Origin of the sequence: Pseudomonas sp. SIMBA_067, assembly GCF_046534675.1 — a bacterium.
Lineage (GTDB): Bacteria > Pseudomonadota > Gammaproteobacteria > Pseudomonadales > Pseudomonadaceae > Aquipseudomonas > Aquipseudomonas putida.
In genome coordinates this window covers 245,879-266,163 of the sequence record NZ_JAWRYH010000007.1, presented here as the reverse complement: position 1 = coordinate 266,163, position 20,285 = coordinate 245,879, and the positions used below count along the sequence as shown (strand labels likewise).

General features: G+C 63.9%; 18 protein-coding genes and 1 tRNA gene. 11 read left to right on the top strand and 8 right to left on the bottom strand.

Annotation, left to right across the window (positions count from 1 at the left end; translation table 11 throughout):
- Nucleotides 1-22 precede the first annotated feature (22 nt).
- A complete protein-coding gene (locus SB765_RS17455) occupies nucleotides 23-265 on the bottom strand; it encodes a hypothetical protein (protein WP_012271609.1) in 243 nt (80 codons plus the stop codon).
- 260 nt (nucleotides 266-525) lie between these two features.
- Here SB765_RS17455 and SB765_RS17450 point away from each other — a divergent pair.
- Nucleotides 526-600 (top strand) — tRNA-Gln (locus tag SB765_RS17450).
- A 143-nt stretch (nucleotides 601-743) separates the two neighbouring features.
- Here the strand turns inward: SB765_RS17450 and SB765_RS17445 are convergent.
- From SB765_RS17445 to SB765_RS17435, 3 genes are read right to left on the bottom strand one after another with little or no spacing between them, the layout of a single operon-like run.
- On the bottom strand, nucleotides 744-3,131 hold the full coding sequence (locus SB765_RS17445; protein ID WP_341798166.1) for a response regulator: 2,388 nt from the start codon (nucleotides 3,129-3,131) through the stop codon (nucleotides 744-746).
- Between the two features lie 13 nt (nucleotides 3,132-3,144).
- The gene (locus SB765_RS17440; protein ID WP_016500516.1) at nucleotides 3,145-3,606 is read right to left on the bottom strand and encodes a response regulator; all 462 of its coding nucleotides are present in this window, start codon (nucleotides 3,604-3,606) and stop codon (nucleotides 3,145-3,147) included.
- A gap of 15 nt (nucleotides 3,607-3,621) precedes the next feature.
- Entirely contained in the window at nucleotides 3,622-5,868 is a 2,247-nt protein-coding gene (locus tag SB765_RS17435) for an ATP-binding protein (RefSeq protein ID WP_410911282.1), read from the bottom strand.
- A gap of 268 nt (nucleotides 5,869-6,136) precedes the next feature.
- On the opposite strand from SB765_RS17435, the gene SB765_RS17430 reads away from it, so the two are divergent.
- From SB765_RS17430 to SB765_RS17400, 7 genes are all read left to right on the top strand, one after another.
- Nucleotides 6,137-6,664, top strand: coding sequence for a spore coat U domain-containing protein (locus tag SB765_RS17430; protein WP_341798168.1), 528 nt, complete (start codon nucleotides 6,137-6,139; stop codon nucleotides 6,662-6,664).
- Between the two features lie 30 nt (nucleotides 6,665-6,694).
- Nucleotides 6,695-7,231 carry a spore coat U domain-containing protein gene (locus SB765_RS17425; RefSeq protein ID WP_341798169.1) on the top strand — a complete coding sequence of 179 codons (537 nt, stop codon included), beginning with the start codon at nucleotides 6,695-6,697 and terminating at the stop codon, nucleotides 7,229-7,231.
- 18 nt (nucleotides 7,232-7,249) lie between these two features.
- Nucleotides 7,250-7,783: a spore coat U domain-containing protein gene (locus SB765_RS17420; protein WP_410931674.1), complete on the top strand. Its 534-nt coding sequence runs from the start codon at nucleotides 7,250-7,252 to the stop codon at nucleotides 7,781-7,783.
- 3 nt (nucleotides 7,784-7,786) lie between these two features.
- Nucleotides 7,787-8,290 carry a spore coat U domain-containing protein gene (locus SB765_RS17415; RefSeq protein WP_410931673.1) on the top strand — a complete coding sequence of 168 codons (504 nt, stop codon included), beginning with the start codon at nucleotides 7,787-7,789 and terminating at the stop codon, nucleotides 8,288-8,290.
- Between the two features lie 39 nt (nucleotides 8,291-8,329).
- The gene (locus SB765_RS17410) at nucleotides 8,330-9,106 is read left to right on the top strand and encodes a molecular chaperone (protein WP_410911280.1); all 777 of its coding nucleotides are present in this window, start codon (nucleotides 8,330-8,332) and stop codon (nucleotides 9,104-9,106) included.
- A 108-nt stretch (nucleotides 9,107-9,214) separates the two neighbouring features.
- Entirely contained in the window at nucleotides 9,215-11,512 is a 2,298-nt protein-coding gene (locus SB765_RS17405) for a fimbria/pilus outer membrane usher protein (protein WP_341798173.1), read from the top strand.
- A complete protein-coding gene (locus SB765_RS17400) occupies nucleotides 11,509-12,477 on the top strand; it encodes a spore coat protein U domain-containing protein (RefSeq protein ID WP_341798174.1) in 969 nt (322 codons plus the stop codon). Before SB765_RS17405 ends, SB765_RS17400 begins: the two co-directional genes overlap by 4 nt.
- Before the next feature lie 176 nt (nucleotides 12,478-12,653).
- On the opposite strand, the gene SB765_RS17395 is transcribed toward SB765_RS17400, so the two are convergent.
- Entirely contained in the window at nucleotides 12,654-13,802 is a 1,149-nt protein-coding gene (locus SB765_RS17395; RefSeq protein WP_341798175.1) for a M14-type cytosolic carboxypeptidase, read from the bottom strand.
- Nucleotides 13,803-13,932: 130 nt separating this feature from the next.
- On the opposite strand from SB765_RS17395, the gene SB765_RS17390 reads away from it, so the two are divergent.
- On the top strand, nucleotides 13,933-14,904 hold the full coding sequence (locus SB765_RS17390) for an AraC family transcriptional regulator (RefSeq protein WP_410911277.1): 972 nt from the start codon (nucleotides 13,933-13,935) through the stop codon (nucleotides 14,902-14,904).
- 42 nt (nucleotides 14,905-14,946) lie between these two features.
- On the opposite strand, the gene SB765_RS17385 is transcribed toward SB765_RS17390, so the two are convergent.
- A complete protein-coding gene (locus SB765_RS17385; protein WP_410931672.1) occupies nucleotides 14,947-16,860 on the bottom strand; it encodes a tyrosine-protein phosphatase in 1,914 nt (637 codons plus the stop codon).
- A gap of 285 nt (nucleotides 16,861-17,145) precedes the next feature.
- On the opposite strand from SB765_RS17385, the gene SB765_RS17380 reads away from it, so the two are divergent.
- Nucleotides 17,146-18,108 carry an ABC transporter substrate-binding protein gene (locus SB765_RS17380; protein ID WP_410931671.1) on the top strand — a complete coding sequence of 321 codons (963 nt, stop codon included), beginning with the start codon at nucleotides 17,146-17,148 and terminating at the stop codon, nucleotides 18,106-18,108.
- 14 nt (nucleotides 18,109-18,122) lie between these two features.
- On the top strand, nucleotides 18,123-19,085 hold the full coding sequence (locus tag SB765_RS17375; RefSeq protein WP_341798179.1) for an aliphatic sulfonate ABC transporter substrate-binding protein: 963 nt from the start codon (nucleotides 18,123-18,125) through the stop codon (nucleotides 19,083-19,085).
- An 83-nt stretch (nucleotides 19,086-19,168) separates the two neighbouring features.
- On the opposite strand, the gene SB765_RS17370 is transcribed toward SB765_RS17375, so the two are convergent.
- Nucleotides 19,169-19,399, bottom strand: a complete 231-nt coding sequence (locus SB765_RS17370) for a hypothetical protein (protein ID WP_016500501.1) — start codon at nucleotides 19,397-19,399, stop codon at nucleotides 19,169-19,171.
- On the bottom strand, nucleotides 19,392-20,174 hold the full coding sequence (locus tag SB765_RS17365) for a VacJ family lipoprotein (protein WP_410931670.1): 783 nt from the start codon (nucleotides 20,172-20,174) through the stop codon (nucleotides 19,392-19,394). Before SB765_RS17365 ends, SB765_RS17370 begins: the two co-directional genes overlap by 8 nt.
- Between the last annotated feature and the right edge of the window lie 111 nt (nucleotides 20,175-20,285).

Sequence of the window (20,285 nt, the reverse complement as noted above, 5' to 3'; positions counted from 1 at the left end):
TCTGGCTGCACACCTGCATTGCCTAGGCTTTACGTTCCAGTTGGCGCTCGATCATGTATTTCACCGCCAGGCGGCGCTCCTTGAGGTGGCGCAGGTCTTCGTCAACAAAGTTGCCCGCCGAGATCGATTCGGCGGCCAGCACCTGGTTGTCGATGTCCATGTACTCGTCCAGCAGCCGGTCCAGCGCTTTGTCCTGCTGGCGGCGCTGCTGGACGATTTCGCGCGGGTAGTGCAGGTCCTGGTATAGGTCGTGAGAGACAGGCATGGGGTCCTCCTTGGTCAATGCAATTGGCTCAATAGATTGGAAGGGAGGAATGCGATTGTGTTGAAGCGAAGCGGGGGGAAAGCGACGGATGGTCACTGTACAAACCGCTGAAATGACTAACTCGCTGTTTTTTGACAATTTTTTTTCATCAGGGGGTTCACAGATCAAAACTTTGTTGTTAAAGTGCCGCGCATTCCAAGACAACAACCCAGTTGTCACTCAGTTGGAATTGTCAGAGCAGCGAATGCTGCATCCGATACAGGGGCGTCGCCAAGCGGTAAGGCAGCAGGTTTTGATCCTGCCATGCGTTGGTTCGAATCCAGCCGCCCCTGCCATTTTCCAGTTTCAAACGTATATCGCCCGGTGCTTAGAAAGATAAGCGCTGGGTTTTGTCGTTTCCGTATTTTTGATTCCGTCACACGATTCTTGCAGGAGCGGCCTTGCCGGGCCGCTCCTGCAAGGGTTTTGCTTTCCCGAATTACCCGGCAATGCCCAGCATCTCGTTCAGCACCCTGGCGAGTTCATCCGCTTGCGCCGGCTTCTGAACCACCACGCTGCCCGGCAACTCCAGCCCCTGCAACTCCGCATAGCCAGTCAGGAACACCACCGGCAAGCGCGGGTACCGTTCGCGTGCCGCTAGCGCCAGTTGCGCGCCGTTGAACTCGGGCATGGCGAAATCGGTAAGCAGCAGGTCGATCTCGTCGTCCAGCAAGGCCAACGCCTGTTCGCCGCTGTGCGCCTGACGCACTTGGTAGCCATATTGGCGCAACACATCGCCAAGCAGGTCCCGCACCAGATGGTCATCATCCACCAGCAATACCGTGCGGTTGCGGCCGCTGTCGCTGACCGGCTGGCCGAGCGTCGGGATCACCGGCTCGCTCACGATATGGTCCTTTACGGCGGGCAAGTACACCGCCACCTGCGTGCCGCGGCCCGGGGTGGTATCGATGCGTACACCACCCCCGGACTGCTTGGCGAAGCCGAACACCTGGGCCAAGCCCAGGCCCGAGCCCTTGCCGATGTCCTTGGTGGTAAAGAACGGCTCGAACACCTTGGCCAGCACGTCTTCGCTCATGCCGCAGCCGGTATCGCGGATGCTCAGCATCACGTACTCGCCCGGGTCCGGGTCTTCCGGGCGTTGCGGGCGGTTGTCAATGCGGGTGTTGCGGGTGGTCAGGGTCAGCTGGCCGCCGTCAGGCATGGCATCGCGGGCATTGATCGCCAGGTTGAGGATGATCATCTCAGTCTGGGTGGGGTCGGTCAGTGCGTGCCACAGGGCCTGGTCCAGGTCCAGGCGCACCGAGACGTTGCCACCCAGTGTGCGGCGCAACAGCTCTTCCAGGCCGGCCAGGGTCTGGTTGAGGTTGAGCGCTACCGGTTCCAGGCGCTGGCGGCGGGAAAATGCCAGCAGCTGCGAGGTCAGCTTGGCGCCACGCTCGCCCGCCTCGCGGATGTGGGTGAGACGCGTACGGGCCTTTTCCAGGTTGGCCTTGGCAAGGTCGCGCTCAAGAAAGCTGGCGCCGGTAAGGATCACCGTCAGCAGGTTGTTGAAGTCGTGGGCCACGCCAGCGGTCAGTTGACCGACTGCTTCAAGTCGCTGCATCTGCTGCAGCGCCGCCTCGATGCGTTCGCGTTCGTTGATCTGTTCGCGCAGGCGGGCGTTGGCTTCTGCCAGGCCCAGGGCGGCTTCGCGCTCGCTGGTGATGTCGCGTGCCACCACATACAGCAGGGTGTCTTCCGGCACCACCACCCACGATAGCCAGCGCTGCTGGCCGCCGGCATGCAGGATGCGGCCGACGAAACGTACGCTGGTACGGCCATGGGCGAGGGCAGCCAGTTCGGTCAGCAGCAGATCCTGGTCGGCTTCGGGCAGCAGATGCAGCAACGACGACTGGCTCAGGCGCTCGCGGGAGAAGCCCAGGCTGGCTTCCCAGGCGGGGTTGAGTGCGACTGGGGTCAGGTCCTTGTTCAGCACGGCCAGCAGGTCCTGCGACAGCTCCCAGGCACGGTCGCGTTCGCGGGTGCGGCGTTCGACCCTTTCCCCCAGCATCTCGTTGAGCTGACGCAGCGCCTGGGTGGCCAGGCGCTGGGTGTGGATGTCCTGCAGCACACCGGAAAAGCGCACGCACTGGCCATCGACGAACTGGCTCTGGCCGCTGCTGAGCAACCAGCGCGGCTCCAGGCCGTTGGGTTGCGCGATGCGAAATTCGACGCGGTAGCGGCCGCCGCTTTCCGGGCGCATGGCGTATTCCACCGCCTCACGCACCATTGGCAGGTCATCGGGGTAGATGCCACCGAGGAACACCTCAAGGCTCATTTCGGTGCTGGTAGGCAGGCCGAACAAGGTCTTGCAGCGGTCGTCCCACACCAGCAGGCCTTCCTGCGGGCGCAGGTCCCAGGTGCCCATGCCGGCGGCGTCGATAGCGATACGTGCCCGCACCTCGACGTCGATCAGAGCCTCTTCGGCGCGGCGCCGGCGCTGGCGTTCCTGCACTTCGGTCAGTGCCCGGCGTACCGCCTTGGGCAGCAGTGGCAGGTTCTTCTTCAGCACATAGTCGGTGGCGCCCAGGCGGATCATTTCCACCGCGTGCTCTTCGCCGTAGATGCCGGAGAGGAAGATGAACGGAACGTCCGGTGCCAGGCGTTGGGCAACGGCCAGCACCTCGGTGCCAGACGACCCCGGCAGCACGCAGTCGCACAGGATCAGATCGTAGCGGGCCTCGCGCAGGGCATGGTCGACACCCACATGGTCGAATACCAGCTGGGACTGCACATGCAGCCCGCTGCGCTCCAGGCGCATCAGGGTAAGCTCGGCGTCCATCGAGCTGTCTTCGACCATCAGTAGTTTCAACGGCGTTTGCTGCATCGTTGCGGCGGCCTCAGTTGCTACCGCGACGATTCAGCCGCAGTGAGCCGGGTGGCGGTTCGTTAAGCACTGCCCAGAATACCCCGAGGTCAGAGATGGCGGCGACGAATTCCTTGAATTCCACCGGCTTGACCACGTAGGCGTTGACCCCGAGTTCATAGGCGCGCAACAGGTCGGGCTCCTCCCGCGAGGAGGTCAGCATCACCGTGGGGATGCTGCGCAGTTCGGCGGTGGCGCGCACTGCCCTGAGCACTTCAAGGCCGTCGACCTTGGGCAGCTTCAGGTCTAGCAGCAAGACGGCGGGGTTGCCGTCGTCGCGGTCGGCATAGGTGTTGCGGCGCAGCAGGTAGTCAAGTGCCTCGGCGCCGTCGCGCAGCACGATGACCTCGTTGGCCAACTGGCTGCGCTCCAGGGCCAGCAGGGTAAGTTCCAGGTCCCGGGGGTTGTCTTCGACCAGCAGGATGGGTTTGAGCATGATGGTAGCGGTGCCTCAGGTAGCAGTGTTTCGGGGGAGTGTGAAATGGAAGCTTGCGCCCTGGTCGATCTGGCCTTCGGCCCAGACCCGGCCATCATGGCGCTCGATGATGCGGCGCACACTTGCCAGGCCAATCCCTGTGCCCTCGAAATCTTCCATGCGGTGCAGGCGCTGGAATACGCCGAACAGCTTGTTGGCATAGGCCATGTCGAAGCCCACGCCATTGTCGCGGATGCAGATCTCGGTTTCGCCTGGATGCTCCACGGCACTGATCCCGATGTGGGCAGGGGTACGGCCGCGTGTGTACTTGATGGCATTGGCGATCAGGTTGTGCAGGGCCATGTTGATGAACGCCGGGTCGCCGATCACCTTGGGCAGCGGGGCGATGTCCCAAACGATTGCGCGGCCTTCGTAATCGGGGGCCAGTTCGCTGCGAATGGCCTCGACCAGCGCGTTAAGGTCTACGTCGGACAGGCGCAAGGCAGAGCGGCCCATCTGCGAGAAGTTGAGCAGGTTGTCGACCAGGCTGCCGGCAAAGTGCGCGGCTTCACCAATGTGCTGCAAGAACCGCTTGCCGCGCTCGGTCAGGCCCTGGCCTTCCATTTCACTCAGCAGTTCGGTGTAGCCGGCGATGTGCCGCAGAGGCGCGCGCAGGTCGTGGGAAACACTGTAGGAAAACGCTTCGAGCTCCTTGTTCGAACGGCGCAAATCACCCGCCAGCTGTGCCAGTTCTTCGGCTTTGCGCAGGACTATGCCAAGCACGGCGGTGCGCAGTTCCAGCACGCCGTCGATCACTAACGGGTCCCAAGGCTCGCTATAGCCGCGCAGCTCTTCCTGCCAGCGTTCGAAACTGTGCCGTGGGTCGAGGTTACCCTGCGGCCCGACCTGCTTGGTCGGCTGGCCCGCCCAGTTCACCGTGCGCACCTGTTCGGGCCGGAACCACAGCAGGTAGTGCGAATGGATCTGCGAGATGGCCACCGCCAGAACACCACCGGCGTGGGTGGCCAGCTCGGGCAGGTCAGTGATGTCGCGGCGCACGTTGTCACTGTGGAATACAGTGTCTTCGCCGCGCTGGCCAAGCCAGTGCACCAGCGCGGTCACCTGGGCTTCAGGCGGGGTCTGGCCGATCAGGTCACAGCGTTCAGCCGAGATTACTGCGGCGCCTTGGGCGTCGGCAAAGGCCAGCAACACCTGGGGCAGGTCGCGCAGGCCGTCACTGACGCTGTCGTGGTCGGCCATGGACGAGATCATGCGCACGATGTGTTGGCGCAACGCCAGCAGCTTGCGCGTGCTGGCGTGGGACTCGCGGGACTCGATCTGCAGTGACAGCACACTGGCCAGCAACTCGCAGGCCGTGCGTGTACGCAGGTCCACCGCACGTGGCTGTTGGTGGTGGCAGGAAATCAGCCCCCACAGCTCACCGTCGACCACGATCGACAGCGACATCGAGGCCAGTGTGCCCATATTGCGCATGTACTGCAGGTGCACCGGCGACACACTGCGCAGTGCGGCAAAACTCATGTCCAGTGCCTTGCCGGTGCGCGGGTTGATGACCGGTAGCAGGGGCGAGGGTTGGTAGTTGGCATCCTCGATCACGCGGATGCGGTTGACCCGGTACAGTTCGCGCGCCTGGCGCGGGATGTCTGCAGCCGGGAAGCACAGGCCCAGGTAAGCGGGGTAGCCTGGGTCGGCGGACTCGGCCAGTACCTGGCCGTTGCCCTCGGCATCGAAACGGTACGCCTTGACCCGGCCAAAACCGGTGATGCGCTTGAGCTGCAGCACCGTTTGCTGCAGCAGGTCTTCGAGGCTGCTGGCCAGCTGCAGGCTGCCGACAAAGCTGCGCACGAGCGGGTAATAGTCACCTTGCCCGGTCAGTTCCGGCGACAGCCGAGGGGGTTCGAATTCGGCAATCAGTACTTCGTCGTGGCCGTGCACCAGCAAATGCAGCGGGGTGCTGTACGGCGCACTTTGGCGCAAGCGCACGTCACCGATGTGGAAGGGGAAGACTTCATCTTCGGGCAGCCTTGCGAGCTGCGCGTGCAGGTCAAAACCGTCGCTGACCAGGTTGGCGAAGGGGCAACCGATCAGTTCACGAGCTGGCAAGCCCAGCCAGTGCTCGACGTTTTCACTGGCCTGCAGCACGCAAAGGTCGATGGCGTCCAGCACCAGCAGAAAGCCGTGGGGCTGGATGCTGCTCGGCACGTGGATCGGTTCCCGGGCACAGCGCTCCATGGCTTCTGCCAGCGTGGTGTCTGCAGTCATCAATGAAAACGCTCCTGTCATGTCCGTCCATGTATGGCATTGGCGCCCGGCGCTGGAGGAACGTGGTTCACCCTACCAGAAACCAGGCACATTTACCGGCCCTCGGCCATTGGAGGCACGGAGGTGGCCTGGGGTTCTGCGCCGTTCCGGCTTTTTTTAACGCGGTGCTATCGCTTTATCGCTAATACCAAAAAACGGCTTGGGGCCACCACGGTTGCACTGCCTCGCTGCTACGCTCTGTTCAGGACGTTTCGACAAGGATAAAAAGGTGACGGAGCGCTTAATGGCCGCGTTGTTGGGCCTGTTGTTCAGCGGCAGTACCGTGGCAGCGGATTTTCTCGTGGAAGTGCGTGTGCTGGTGCAGCGCGGTTGCATGCTGGTCAACCAGACCCGCGACGCGGGAGCCCAGGCCCTCGGACGCATTGATCTGGGCACGGCGGCACGCCTGGACAGCCCCGGCGCACCGTTGAGCGGCGTTCTGCTAAGCCAGCGCCCACCGCGCCTTGAGTGCAACCCGGACACCCCTTATCAGGTGCGCGTCGATGGCGGCCAGCATGGTGGCGTCGGCGAGCTGCGCTACCTGGCCAGCGACGATCACACGGCTAGGCCCATCCCTTATCGCTTGTACCGCGACGCTGCCTGGCGTGAGCCGCTGGCGGTGGGGGTCGCCCAGTCGGCGAGGGTACCGAGCAGCGGCTCGGTCGAGCTGCCGTTGTACGCTCGCATCGACAAACTGGCCTGGGTACCGAATGCAGGGGTTTACGCCGACCTGCTCAAAGTCACGGTCACCTGGTAGGGACGCCACCATGCACAAGGACGCCACGCCATGAACCGCACTTCGATACTGTTGCTTACCCTTGGCCCGCTGCTGGTGCCCGGTGGTGTGGCGCATGGCAGCACCACCGGTTTTATCCAGGCGCGGTTGGTGATCAGCGCAGCCTGCCAGATCAGCAGCGACGACACGCAACCGGCTGTGCTGGGCAACCCGGGGCTGCTGGACTTTGGCGAGCGTGGCCCGAACTGGGACCAGCCGCTGCGCAGCCGGGTTGACGAAGCGGGCGGCGCGGGCTCCCTGCAGATCAGCTGCACGCCCGAAGTAAGGGCCTTCAATGTGCGGATCAATGGCGGCCTGAATGGCGACGACGGCGTGCGCCGGCTGAGCAACGGCCGGGAGCTGATCCCTTATCAACTGGCGGTCGACCCGGGCGGCAACAGCCGCTACGCCATCGGCCAGGCGCGTGCTTTCACCATCAACAGCACCCAGCAAGTACCAATCCCCATTTACGGTGTGCTGGTGGCGCAACCGCGCGCACTGCCGGCCGGGCTGTACAGCGACACCCTCAGAGTGACCCTGGACTGGTAACCACGCAAGGAGACCCCGATGCGAACGAACCTTTCATGCTGCATGCTCGCAGGTCTGGGCCTGGCACTGGCTTCCCAGGCCCAGGCCGCCACGGTGACCGGCAGCATCAACTCGACCCTGACGCTGATCTCGGCGTGCCAGGTAAATGGGAGTTCTGGCACGTCGGGGCTCAACTTCGGTGCCTTGAACTTCGGTACCCAGGATGCCTTGTTCGTCACCGCCAATGCCCAGGTGCTGGGAGGCGGGGGCGGTGCCATGAGTATCCTGTGTTCGGCGGGTACGGTACCCGCGATCAAAGTGCGCGCAGGCCTGCATGACGGCCAGTCGAGCGGTGGCACGCGTGCGCTCGCCGATGGGGCCGGCAACTTTGTGCCGTATGACCTGTACATCGACACCGGGCGTACGACGCTGCTGGCCATCGACGGCACCATCACCCTGCCCACCAGCACTGGCGTGGCCCAGACCGTCAACCTTTACGGCAAGGCCGTGGGCAAGGCGGGCCTGCCCGCAGGGGTCTACAGCGACACGATTTCGGTCGAACTGTCGTTCTGAGCCATGCGCGGCTGGCTGGCGGGTGGGCTGACCGGAATCGGCATGCTGTTGGCTGCCCCGTTGGGGGCGGTGACCACCAGTACCTTCACGGTAACGGCGCAGATTGTCGCCGGGTGCCTGGTGGTGGGCGGTGTCAGCAGTTACGGCACGCTCGATTATGGCTCGCAGTCGGCACTGTCCAAAGCGTTGCTCAGCACCTCGCTGGGTGGCTCGACAGTGACCTTCCAGTGCACGCCGGGCGTGGCCATGAGCATGAGCGTGGACGGCGGGCAGAACAGTGCCAGTGGCACACGCAACCTGAAACGCACCAGCGGCACGCAAGTGCTGGCTTACCAGTTATACCGGGACGCGGCGTACAGCCAGGTCTTGGGGATCGGCCAGAGCGTGGCCGTGAGCTATTCCGACCCGACGGCGATCAAGCTGCCGGTGTACGGGCGAGTCCAGCTGACCGGCGAGCTGCCGGCAGGGACCTACACCGATGTGGTGCAAGTGACGGTGACCTGGTGAAGGCCAGCGCACCAAAGACAAGTGTCTAAGGAGAGCTGCATGCGGGCAGGCGCGAAGTGGGCGCATGGATTGATCGGATTGTTGTGGCTGGCAAGCCTGCCGGCCGGGGCGGCCACCTCGGTGCTGATCTGGCCGATCGACCCGGTGCTGGAGGCCGACCAGAAGGCCGGTGCACTGTGGCTGGAAAACCGTGGCACTGAGCCGGCCAATTTGCAGGTACGGGTATTCGCCTGGCGCCAGGGTGATTACCAGGAACAGTTCCAGGCGCAGCGTGAGATCATCGGCAGCCCGCCGGTGGCCAACATTGCCCCCGGGCAGAAGCAGCTGATCCGCCTGACCCGTACCGGCCCTTCACCTGCCGGCCAGGAGCAGGCCTACCGCATCATCATCGACGAGATCCCGCCCGCCATCCCGGTCGACAAGGCCGAGCCCGGCGCTACTGCGGCCATCCGTTTGCAGATGCGTTATTCGGTGCCGCTGTTCGTCTATGGCGAGGGGCTGTTGGGCAAGGCCGACCCTGAAGGCAAACGCAATGCCGAAGGCGTGGGCAAGCCGCAGCTCAGCTGGCGGCCGGTGACGGTGCAGGGCAAACCTTACGTGGAACTGCGCAACACAGGCCCCGTGCATGCGCGGCTGACCGATGTGGTGGTGCAGCAAGGCAGCCAGAGCAAGCCACTGGCCGAAGGCCTGCTGGGTTATGTGTTGCCGGGCGCCAGCATGCGCTGGCCTACTCCCGTGGCCTCCACCAGCGGCAGCGTGCTGAAGGGCAGGATCAATGGCCAGAGTGCAGCGGACGCCATCCGCCAGGGCCAATGAGTCAACGACTGTATACAGTGCAGGGGCCAAGGAGGACCCGGCAATGGTTGGAAACCGTGTGTGAAATGGCTCTCGGCGACGACGCGCCGCTGGTGCCTGGGGCTGGTCATGACCAGCCCTGTGCTGGCGCTGGCCGACGACCTGCCCCCGCCGCCCACGGAGATGTCCGCCATCGCCGACGCTACCCTGTATCTGGACCTGGTGGTGAACCAGATGCCCAGGGCTGAACTGGTGCCGGTGCAGCAACGGGCCGGGCAGTTGTACCTGGGCAGCGACGTGTTGCGGGCAGCCGGTATCTCGTTGCCGGGCAATCCCCAGGGCGAGGTGGCCCTGGAAAGCATCGCAGGGCTGCACACCGACTACGACACCCAGAACCAGCGCCTGCTGCTGCAGGTGCCGCCGGCCTGGTTGCCAGACCAGCAAGTGGGTGACCGCAACCTGTACCCGGCCAGCGATGCGCGCAGCAGTTTCGGCGCCTTGTTCAACTACGACCTGTATCTGAACGACACCGATGAGGGCGGCACCTACCTGGCCGCCTGGAACGAGCTGCGCCTGTTCGACAGTTGGGGGACCTTCTCCAGTACCGGGCAATGGCGCCAATCATTCAATGGCGCACAGGCGGACGATACCCGCCAGGGCTTCATGCGTTACGACACCACCTGGCGCTTCACCGACGAGCAGCGCCTGCTCACCTACGAAGCCGGTGACTTCGTGACCGGTGCCTTGCCCTGGAGCAGTTCGGTGCGGGTGGGCGGCCTGCAAGTGTCACGCGACTTCGCTGCACGCCCCGATCTGGTCACTTACCCGTTACCGGCGTTCGCCGGCGAAGCCGCGGTGCCGACCTCGCTCGACCTGTTCATCAACGGTTTCAAGTCCAGCACCACCGAGCTGCAGCCTGGGCCGTACACCCTGACCAACGTGCCGTTCATCAACGGCGCGGGGGAGGCGGTGGTGGTCACCACAGACGCCCTTGGCCGGCAGGTGTCGACCACCTTGCCGTTCTATGTCACCAGCAGCCTGCTGCAGAAGGGCCTGTCCGATTACTCGGTGGCCGCCGGTAGCCTGCGCCGTGATTACGCGGTGCGCGATTTCAGCTATGGGCCCGGGGTTGCCTCGGGCAGCCTGCGCTATGGCCTCAGCGACATGTTCACCCTGGAAACACACGCCGAAACTGCCGAATCGCTGATGCTGGGCGGCTTGGGCGGCAACATGCGCCTGGGCAACTTCGGCGTGCTCAACGCCGCCCTTGCGCAAAGCCGGTTCGACGGTGACAAGGGCCACCAGGTCGCCTTGGGTTATCAGTACAACAGCCAGCGCATTGGCTTCAGTTACCAGCGCCTGCAACGCCACGGCGACTACGCCGACCTGACCCGGGTGGACTCCCCGGACATGCAACTGAGCAAAAGCAGCGAACAGGTCACCCTCAGCCTCAACCTGAACGAGTACGGCAGCATCGGCGCCGGTTACTTCGATGTGCGCGCCGGTGACGGCACGCGCACTCGGCTGATCAACCTGAGCTACAGCAGGCCGCTATGGGGCAGCAGCAGTGTGTACCTGTCCGCCAACCGTGAAGTGGGTGACAGCCAGTGGGCCGTGCAGGCGCAGCTGGTGATTCCGTTCGACCTGCACGGAACCCTGGCCCTGGGCATGGAGCGCAGCAACGAAGGCGAAAGCCTGCAACGAGTTAACTACAGCCACGCCGTGCCGGTAGGTGGCGGTGTTGGTTACAACCTGGGCTATGCCGCAGGCAGCGACCGCGATGCCTACCGCCAGGCCGACGTCACCTGGCGCTTGCAGTCGGTGCAGTTGCAGGCCGGTGTGTATGGCAGCAGCGGCGCGATGACCCGCTGGGCCGACGCCAGTGGCTCGCTGGTGTGGATGGATGCCGGCGTATTCGCCGCCAACCGCATCGACGATGCCTTCGTGGTGGTCAGTACCGGCGGTTACGCCGAGGTGCCGGTGCGCTACGAAAACCAGGATGTCGGCCGCACGGATGCCAAGGGGCACTTGCTGGTGCCGTACAGCAGTGGGTATTACCGCGGCAAGTACGAGATCGACCCCATGGACCTGCCGCCGGACATCCTTGCAGCGGAGGTGGAGCAGCGTGTGGCCGTGCGCCGGGGTAGCGGCTACTTGCTGGAGTTCCCGCTCAAACGCGTAATGGCGGCCAGCATCGAACTGGTGGATGGCAACCAGCAAGTGCTCAAGCTGGGCAGCCGTGTCACTCATGAAGAAAGTGGCAGCCAGGCCGTGGTGGGCTGGGATGGCCTGGTGTATCTGGAAAACCTGGCGGCGCACAACCGCCTGCTGGTGGAGCTGGAGGGTGGTGGCCATTGCGAGGTGACGTTCGATCTGCCTGAGGCACAAGGCTCGATCCCCTTGGTCGGCCCCTTGGTGTGCAAATGAAGGCCTGGTGGGGCGGGGTGTGGGCGTGCGCCGTGCTGCTGTGTGCGGGCCCGGCCTGGGCCAAGTGCACGTCAGTGGCGACTTCGGCAGCGGCATTTGGCTCACTCAACTCGACCCAGGTACGAACCACGGTGCAGACGGCTTCCAGTGCCAACTCGGGTTTGCAGTGCAACGGCTCGGTGCTGAGTGTGCTGAGTAGTACCGATTCCTTCGTGGTGAAGATCACCTCGGCCACCAACGGCCTGGTAGGGCCCACCGGAGATGTCATCCCTTACACGCTGTATGCCGACGCCACCACTACCTATCCGATCACGCGCGGCACGGGCTTCGAATTCAGGACCACCGGCATCCTCGACTTGCTGGGGCTGCTCAACGGTACGCCCAAAGCCGTGCCGATCTACATGCGCACTCAGATCAACGCCAACGTGGCGGCGGGGCTCTACCAGGAAACCCTCAATGTCGAGTGGACATGGAAGTACTGCGATGGGATTGGGTTAGGCGGCATTTGTATCGGGACTGACCAAGGCACGGGCACCAAGCCGCTGACGGTGACCCTGACGGTGACCAACGATTGCCAGATCACCACACCTAACATCAGCTTCGCCAGTGCGCCTGTGGTGGCAGGGTTTGGCACGGTGAGCCAGGGCATAAACGTGTCGTGCACCAAGGGCAGCAACTACACGGTGGGGCTGGATGACGGGCAGAACGTGTCGGGCGGGCGGCGACGGATGAAGTCGTCGGCCAACAACTACCTGGCCTATGACATTTTCAAGAGCGCAGGGGTGGTGCGTTGGGGTTCATCGGGGGCTGCCAGGCGTTCCAGCACGGATGCCGACGTAAACCCCGGTGCGGGTACCGGCACGGGTAGCCAGGTGTTCAACTACAACGCCAAAGTCTATACCGACCAGCCTACGCCGCCGGCAGCAACCTATTCCGACAGCGTGATACTGGATGTGCAGTTTTGACTGAACCCCATGCCTACCACGGTCCCCCTGTAGGAGCGGCCTTGCCGAGGCGCCGGACCGGCCGGATGGGCTGCGCAGCAGCCCCAGGATGGCAGACCCAGCACAGATTGCCGGGGCCGCTATGCGGCCCATTCGCGGCACAAGGCCGCTCCTACAGGGACCGCGTGAGGCAGGGCTCAGCGCAAATCGTCCGCCATTTTTGACAGGGTCTCCAGCACCGCCCCCGCCAGCGCCTTCGAACGTGCACCCGACCACCCGGTTACCGGATCGGGCGCGTCGTCGTGGTCCTTGAACGGCATCTCCAGCGTCAGCGACAGGCAGTCATGGGCCATGCCCACGGCATTGCACGCCAGCGTGGTGTTGGCCTGCCCCGGCTCATCACGTGTGTAGCCATACTTCGTCTGGAAGTCCGGCGTAACGCTGCACAACGTAGTGCGGAACTGCTCCTCCAGCTTGGCCAGCCGCGGCGTATAGCCGGGGTTGCCTTCGCAGGCCGCCGTGAACACATGCGGGATTTCCTCATCCCCATGCACGTCGATAAACGCGTCCACCCCATATTGCTTCATCTGCGCCTGGGCAAAGAACACCTCCGGGCTCAGCTCGACACTAGCATCCTGCCAGGCTCGGTTGAGGTCTTTGCCCTTGAAGTTGGTGCGAAGGTGGCCAAGGAATGCGCCATCGGGGTTCATGTTGGGGATCAGGTACAAGTCGGCTTTAGCCAGCAGTTGCTGAACGACGTCATCGTTCGCTTGCAGCCGATCGATCACACCCTCCATGAACCACTCGGCCATGTGCTCGCCTGGGTGCTGCTGGGCGATCAGCCACAGCTTGCGCTTGCCCGCGCCACCGTTGCCGGCGCGCAGCAGGGGGATGTCGCGGCCTTGCACGCTGCGGCCATGGGCCAACAGCTCGACCCCTTCGATTTTCTGGGCACGTTCGATCAACTGGTTGTGGCGCGCGCGTGGGTAGGGCTCGAAGTAGGCAAACCAGATCTGCTCCTGCTCGGCCTTCACTTCAAAGGCCAGTGCCTTGCCATCGAACTGGCTGGGCACACGGAACCAAGTGTGCTGGTCGTAGGAGGCCACGGCGTTATAGCCGGCCCAAGCGTTCTTGTAGGAGGACTCGCTGGCGTTGTCCAGGCTGAAGCGATGAACCTGACCGGGGGTGAGGCCGCTGACCTTGAAGTGGAACCACTGGAAGTGGCCGCTGTGAGTGTCCGGGCGGATGGCCAGGTGCACCTGGGCAGGGTTGCTGGCGTCCAGTACCTGGATGTTGCCGGAATCGAAAGCGCAGTCGATCTGCAGGGGGGATAGCGTCACGGTCATGTGCCGGGCTCCTTTGCGGGCGTTGTTGTAGGGGTACTGTACACGGCTTGGCAGGTTCGCTGCCTCTTTAACGCGGTTGTCATACGGGCATGGCAGCATCCGGGTCCCCCTTTGCACAGGTGAACCTACAGTGCATTCCGGCATGACCCGCAAGCCGTTCATCCTCCGCTCTCGCGACATGCGCAGCGATGACTTTGGTGCTTTGTTCACCCAGATGTTCGGCAACCTGTATGCCGACATGCCGCCGCTGGCCGAGGGCATCAGCATTGGCGGCGTATATGGGCGCTTTGAAGGCATGAGCGTGCGACGCCTGCAGTATGGCGGGGATTTCAGCATCACCCTGCCCACGCCACAGGACGAGATCACCTTCGTGCTGTCTACTGCTGGCAAGATCATTTTCGATCACCGAGGCGAATCGGTTGGTGATGCCCAGGTGGGGCTGGCGGTCGACAAACGCGATATTCGCACGGTGCGCTTTGCCGAAAACCATGCCCAGTGCGGCATGTCGATACACCGCGGGTTGTTTGCCGAGCGCCTGTCCCTGTTGTTAGGCCAACCCTTGGCGGCACCGGTGTGTTTTGCCCCGGTGGTGGACCTGGCGTTGCCGGTGTTCCAGGGCATACGTGCGTTGCTGGAAATGGCCACCGGTACGCAGTTCGACCAGCTGATCAATACCGGCGTGCTGATGCCGACCCGCCTGCAGGAAATGATGGTGGATGCGGTGCTGGAGGCCTGGCCGCACAACTATAGCGATGCCCTGCGCAGCCCTGCGCCCGGGTTGGCGCCGCGCCATGTGAAGCTGGCGATGGCGTACCTGCACGAGCACCCGGCGCGCTTGGTCAGTGGCACCGAGCTGGCGGGGTTGGCCAATGTCAGCCTGCGCGCCTTGCAGGATGGCTTTCGCCGTTTTGCCGGGACCTCGATTGCCGGGTATCAACGGCAGGTGCGGCTGGAAAGTGCGCGCCAGGTGCTGGCGCGCGGGGAGGGCGGGTCGGTGGCCGAAGTGGCCTTGAGCCATGGGTTCAGCAACGCGGGGCGTTTTGCCCAGTACTTCCAGCAGGCGTTCGGAGTAAGCCCGTCTGAATTACGGCGCAGTGGTTAGCGCTGCCGGGCACCGGCAAAGCCGGTGCCAGCGGTTACAGGATCAGAACGCGTAGCTGGCCTTGAGGCTGCCGCTCACCCCGTGGCTGTCGCCCCCGCCCATCGCCGCCACTTCGCCGCCGACACTCAATGCACCCAGGTTGGCCATAAGGCTCACCCCGCCAGTGAACTGATCGCGGTTGTCGAATGCCGCACGTTGCTCGATATCCAGCCCCAGCAGATGCCCCTGGCTATCCACCTGCTGATCACCCAGGGCATGCTCGTAACCCACTTCCACTCCCGGCACCAACCGCCAGCTGCCTACCGGAATCGGCGCGAACGACGCCTTGAGGTTGGCCACCGCACTTCGACGGGTTTCTTTCAGGTCGTCCACTTGCAGGGCCAGTTCGCTGCCTTTCTCGGTGAAGCCGTTCAGGTCGACGTGGCTGACCCGCACGCCAAGGCTTGGCTCCAGCACTACGCCATGGGTGGGCAGGCGATAACCCAATGCCAGGCTGGCACCCGCCAGGGTGCCGTGGCTGTCACCTTTGGCCGTGCCCAGGCCGCCGCCCAGTTCGCGCTTGCTGGAGTAGTCGAGCCAGCCGCCGCTGATGACGGCATCGATGAACAGCCCGTGCTCCAGGCTCCCCGGGGCAAAGCGTGCCCCCAGGCTGAGGAAGGTCAGGTCAGTGTCGGCCTCGCCACCGGCACCGCCCACATTTCCGCGGTTGTAGCCAAAACCGGCATGGCCGCTGAGCTGTTCGGAGAAGCGCTGGGTCATGCCCACCATCAACCCTTGGCTGTGTGCGTTGCTGCTGGCCGCATGGGCTGAGCCGTCAGTGCCCAGGTAGCCGGCCAGCGCCGTGCTCCACAGGCGCGCCTGGCCGACCTTGAGGTTGCTGGCGTCGGCAAAGGGCGAAGCCGCGCGCGTGACCATGGCGCCTTGGCGCAACAGGTAGCTGGCGGCATCCGCGTGCACCTGGCCGCCAACCGTCGAGGTCACGCCGCCGAGTGTGCCGGCATCGATGGCCGATTGCAGGTAGTAGTTGTAGGCGCTGTAGCTGCCCGACAGCGAAGTGTCCTGCAGCTCACGCAACAATTGCGCGCCGGCGGCAGCGTTGCCCAGCAGGCCAGCCTCGCCGGGCAGGGAACCATAGCGCACCATCTTGCCGCGCAGCACGTAGATCGTTTCCTGGCTCAGGCCCAGGCCCTGCTTGAGGTAGTTTTCCATGTTGCCGTAGTCGGCGCTGATTTCATCGAGGCCAGCCTGCAGGTAGCTGGCTTCGACCCCCAGTAACGGTGCATAGATTTCGGCCATGCTCGCCGGCATCGCCGCCAGGGTGGCAGCCACTCGGGCGGCGGTGTAGTCGTTGGTTGCCAGGTAGTTGCTCATGATGGTGGCCTCGTCCACCCCGGCGATGCTCAGCAGCACCGCTGCCGTCCAGCCGGTGCGGTCCTTGCCCGCAGTGCAATGGAACAGCGCCGCGCCATCGGCAGCGGCCAGTTCGTTGAACAGCACGGCAAACTGGCCACGCATGCCGGCGTCATTGACGAAGGCGCGGTTGGTCTCCTGCATCATCGCCCGCGCCTGTTCTGCGCTGCTGAAGGAAATATTGGTGATGTTGGAGCCCGATGTGGTGCTGCCAATGATGTCGATGTTGGTGTAGCTGGCGCTGTCCGGCAGGGTATCGGGGGTGCTGGCTGTTTCGCTTGGGGTGCGCAGGTCGTACACATCGCCGATACCCAGGCCATTGAGGGTAGCCAGGTCGGCGGCGGTCGGGGTAAGGGCATTGGAGCGGTAGAACACGCCCGCCCGCATTGTGCCGTCATGGCTGGTGGTGTAGGCACTGGTGGTGCCGGCGATGTCGCGGAAATTGTCCATGCCGGCCAGGCGCGGGGTGTCGAGCGCTTCGGCAGCGTGGGCGGTGGAAATGGCAAGGGTGAGCAGGGACAGGGAGCAGAGCACACGTTGCAGCACGGATCAGGCCTCAGGCAGTGGTTTGGGCTGTCTACTGTCCTGGAGCAATATGAAACTGAATGTTACAGGTTGCAGTGATGTGTAAAAGCTTGCGCGATCTGTCCTGTTTTTGCGTGTTCTGTCCGGCGACAGGGGCGCAAAGCGCTCCCATCATCACCCACTGGTTACGACGAGGATTATTCGCGCTCAATATTTTTTGCATATTAGCTTATTACTTTAATCACTTTTATTTATTTGATGCGGCCCGCTACATTCGCAGTTCTTCCAACCTGCAAGGAACTGCGGATGTCCATTCGATCTCGCCTGCTGCTGCTCGCCGCTGTCACACTGCTGGCCACACAGGCATTTGCCAGTGACCGCCTGACCCTGCGCATCGGTGACCAGAAAGGCAATATGCGCGCCCAGCTGGAGGCCGCCGATGCCCTGCGCGACCTGCCTTACGACATCCGCTGGGCAGAATTTCCCGCTGCCGCGCCGTTGGCCGAAGCACTGAATGCCGGCGCGATCGATGCCGGCATCATCGGTGATGCGCCATTGCTCTTCGTGCTGGCCTCCGGTGCGCCGGTCAAGGCCATTGCCGTGGACAAGTCAGACCCGTATGGCACGGCGCTACTGGTGCGCCCTGATGCTGCGCTGCACAGCGCGGCCGACCTCAAGGGCAAGCGCATCGCCACTGGCCGTGGCTCCATCGGCCATCACCTGGCGCTGAAGGCGCTGGATCAGGTCGGGCTCAGCGAAAAAGACGTGGAGTTCCGCTTTCTCGGCCCGGTCGACGCCAAGATCGCACTGGCCAATGGCTCGGTGGACGCCTGGTCGACCTGGGAACCCTACACCGCGCTGGCAGAGCTGAGCGGCCAGGGCAAGGTGCTGGTTAATGGCCGCGGGCTGTCCTGTGGCAACAGTTTTCTGGCGGCCACCGACAAGGCGCTGGATGACCCGGCGCGCAAGGCCGCATTGCAGGATTACCTGGCCCGTTTGGCCGCCGCCCAGGTCTGGGCGTACCAGCACCTGGACAGCTATTCGCAAACCCTGGCCGCGATCATCGGCTTCCCGCAGGACGCTGCCCGGCTGCAATTCGAGCGCCGCCAGTTGCGTTGGCAGGCCATCGACGCGAAGACCATCGGCGAACAGCAGGAAACCGCCGACTTCTACCACGCCCACGGCCTTATGAACCAACGCCTGGACGTTGCCCCGACCTTCGCCACGGGCTTTACCGTGCCCGCCACTGACTCGCTGGCCCAACATTGACCTGGAGACACCCCATGCTGCACCGTAGACATCTGCGTCACCTGGCCCTGGGCCTGCTGCTCGGTGGCCTGCTGCCGTCGCTTGCCAACGCCGAGCAGACCCTGCGCATCGGTTACCAGAAATCCTCCACCCTGCTGACCCTGCTCAAGGCCCGTGGCACGCTGGAGCAGCGCCTGCAGGCCGAGGGTATCCGCGTCAGCTGGCACGAGTTCCCCAGCGGCTTGCCGCTGCTGGAGGCGCTTAACCTGGGCAATGTCGACCTGTCCGCGGATGTGGCCGACACCGTGCCGGTGTTCACCCAGGCGGCCGGTGCCAAGCTCACCTATTTTGCTCGTGAGGCGCCATCGCCCTCGGCCCAGGCCATCCTGGTACCAGCCAGCTCGCCGCTCAAGACCCTGGCCGACCTCAAGGGCAAGCGGGTGGCGGTGACCAAGGCGGCGGGTAGCCATTACCTGTTAATCCAGGCCTTGGCCAAGGCCGGCCTCAGCTTCAAGGACATTACCCCGGCGTACCTGATCCCGGCCGATGGCCGGGCGGCGTTCGAGAATGGCAAGGTCGATGCCTGGGTCACCTGGGACCCCTACGTGGCCAGCGCCCAGCGCCAGCAGAATGCGCGCGTTCTGGCTGATGGCAGCGAGCTGGCGAGCTACCAGCGTTACTACCTGGCCGGCAGCGATTACGCCAAGGCGCACCCTGAAGTGCTGCAGCAGGTGTACCAGGCGCTGCGCGAGATCGGTGCCTGGACCAAAGCCAACCCCGCAGCGGCTGCCCGGGTGCTGGGGCCGCTCTGGGGCAACCTGGACAGCGCCACGGTGCAGCAGGCCAATGGCCGACGCAGCTATGACGTGCAGCCGGTGCAGTTGGACAACCTTGGTGAACAACAACGCATTGCCGATGCCTTCTACCGCGAAGGGTTGCTGCCCAAACCGGTGGATGCGCGAGCGGTGACTGTATTCGAGCCCAAGGCTGCTGACTAAGGCTGCCCTGCAGCCCTTTCGCGACGCAAGGCCGCTCTTACAGTTGATCGCGGTGAAAGATCAATACCCGGCTCGCTTCAGAATCATCGCTCGTGCCTGGCCATCCAGCGCAGCAATGCAGCGATCGGCACGCTGCGGTGAGCCTCGTGCCGGTACGGTTTGCCTTCGGCGGTGTAGCGTTCGCGATAGCGGCTGAGGACCAGATTGCGGCCGTCGGCGGACACCCGAGCCTCCAGTTCGTGCAGCAACAACGGTTGCCGGGCGGCGCCTTCCAGGCGCCGGAACAGCAGCATGGCCGCTTGCGCATCATTCATGGCCGGTTACCTGCGAGCAATTGGCTTGCCACGTTCCGGGCTTGCCTGCCTTGCCTTCTGCTACGAGGTTGTTGCGTTGCTGCGCGGTGTAGTCGCGCAGCGCCAGGTAATAATCGGGCCAGGTTTGCAGCCAGGCCGTCAACGGTAGCGCGGCGGCGCGGCTGTCCACGACATGCCCGGCAGTGGCCACGGTACTGAGGGTGTCGACCGTATCGCTATTGTCGCCGAACGGGTCCACCGCCAGGCTCAACACGCTGCCCGTTGCGTCGCGCAGGTTGTGCGTACCCAACAGCGGCAGTTCGACGGTGGGGCCATTGGCGATGCCCCAAACCCCGAAGGTCTGGCCAAAGTCTGACCTGTGCTGGCTCAAGCCCATTTTGCCCGCCACATCGATTACGCCCGCCACACCCAGGGTGGTGTTGAAGATGACGCGTGCGAGGCTGGTCATCGCCCGATCGCCATTACCCTGCAGCAGGTCATTGACGAATACCTTGGGCTCGCCAAAGTTGTTGGCAAAGTTGTGCACGCCTTGCCGGGCAAAGCCGGGGAGCATGCCATAGCCCCGGGCGACAGGCGCCAGCAGGTAGTCGTCGACCGTGCGGTTGAAGGCGAATACCGCGCGGTTGGCCGGCTCCAGCGGGTCACTGACCTGATAGGCGAGGTTGCCGCAGGCGCTGGTGGCGTGAGCGCGTTGGCTGCAGGCTCCGGCCGCGAGCAGCGATAACACCAGCGCAGCAGAGCGCGCCGTAGGGGAGGTGGATGATGAACGGGACATAGACACATTCCTGGCAAGATCTGGCGGCGATGCTGCGCAATGTTCGTTGCCCGGTAATGTCCGGATCGTCTCGGCACTGACACTTTGTTTCCGGGTTGAAATATATGACGA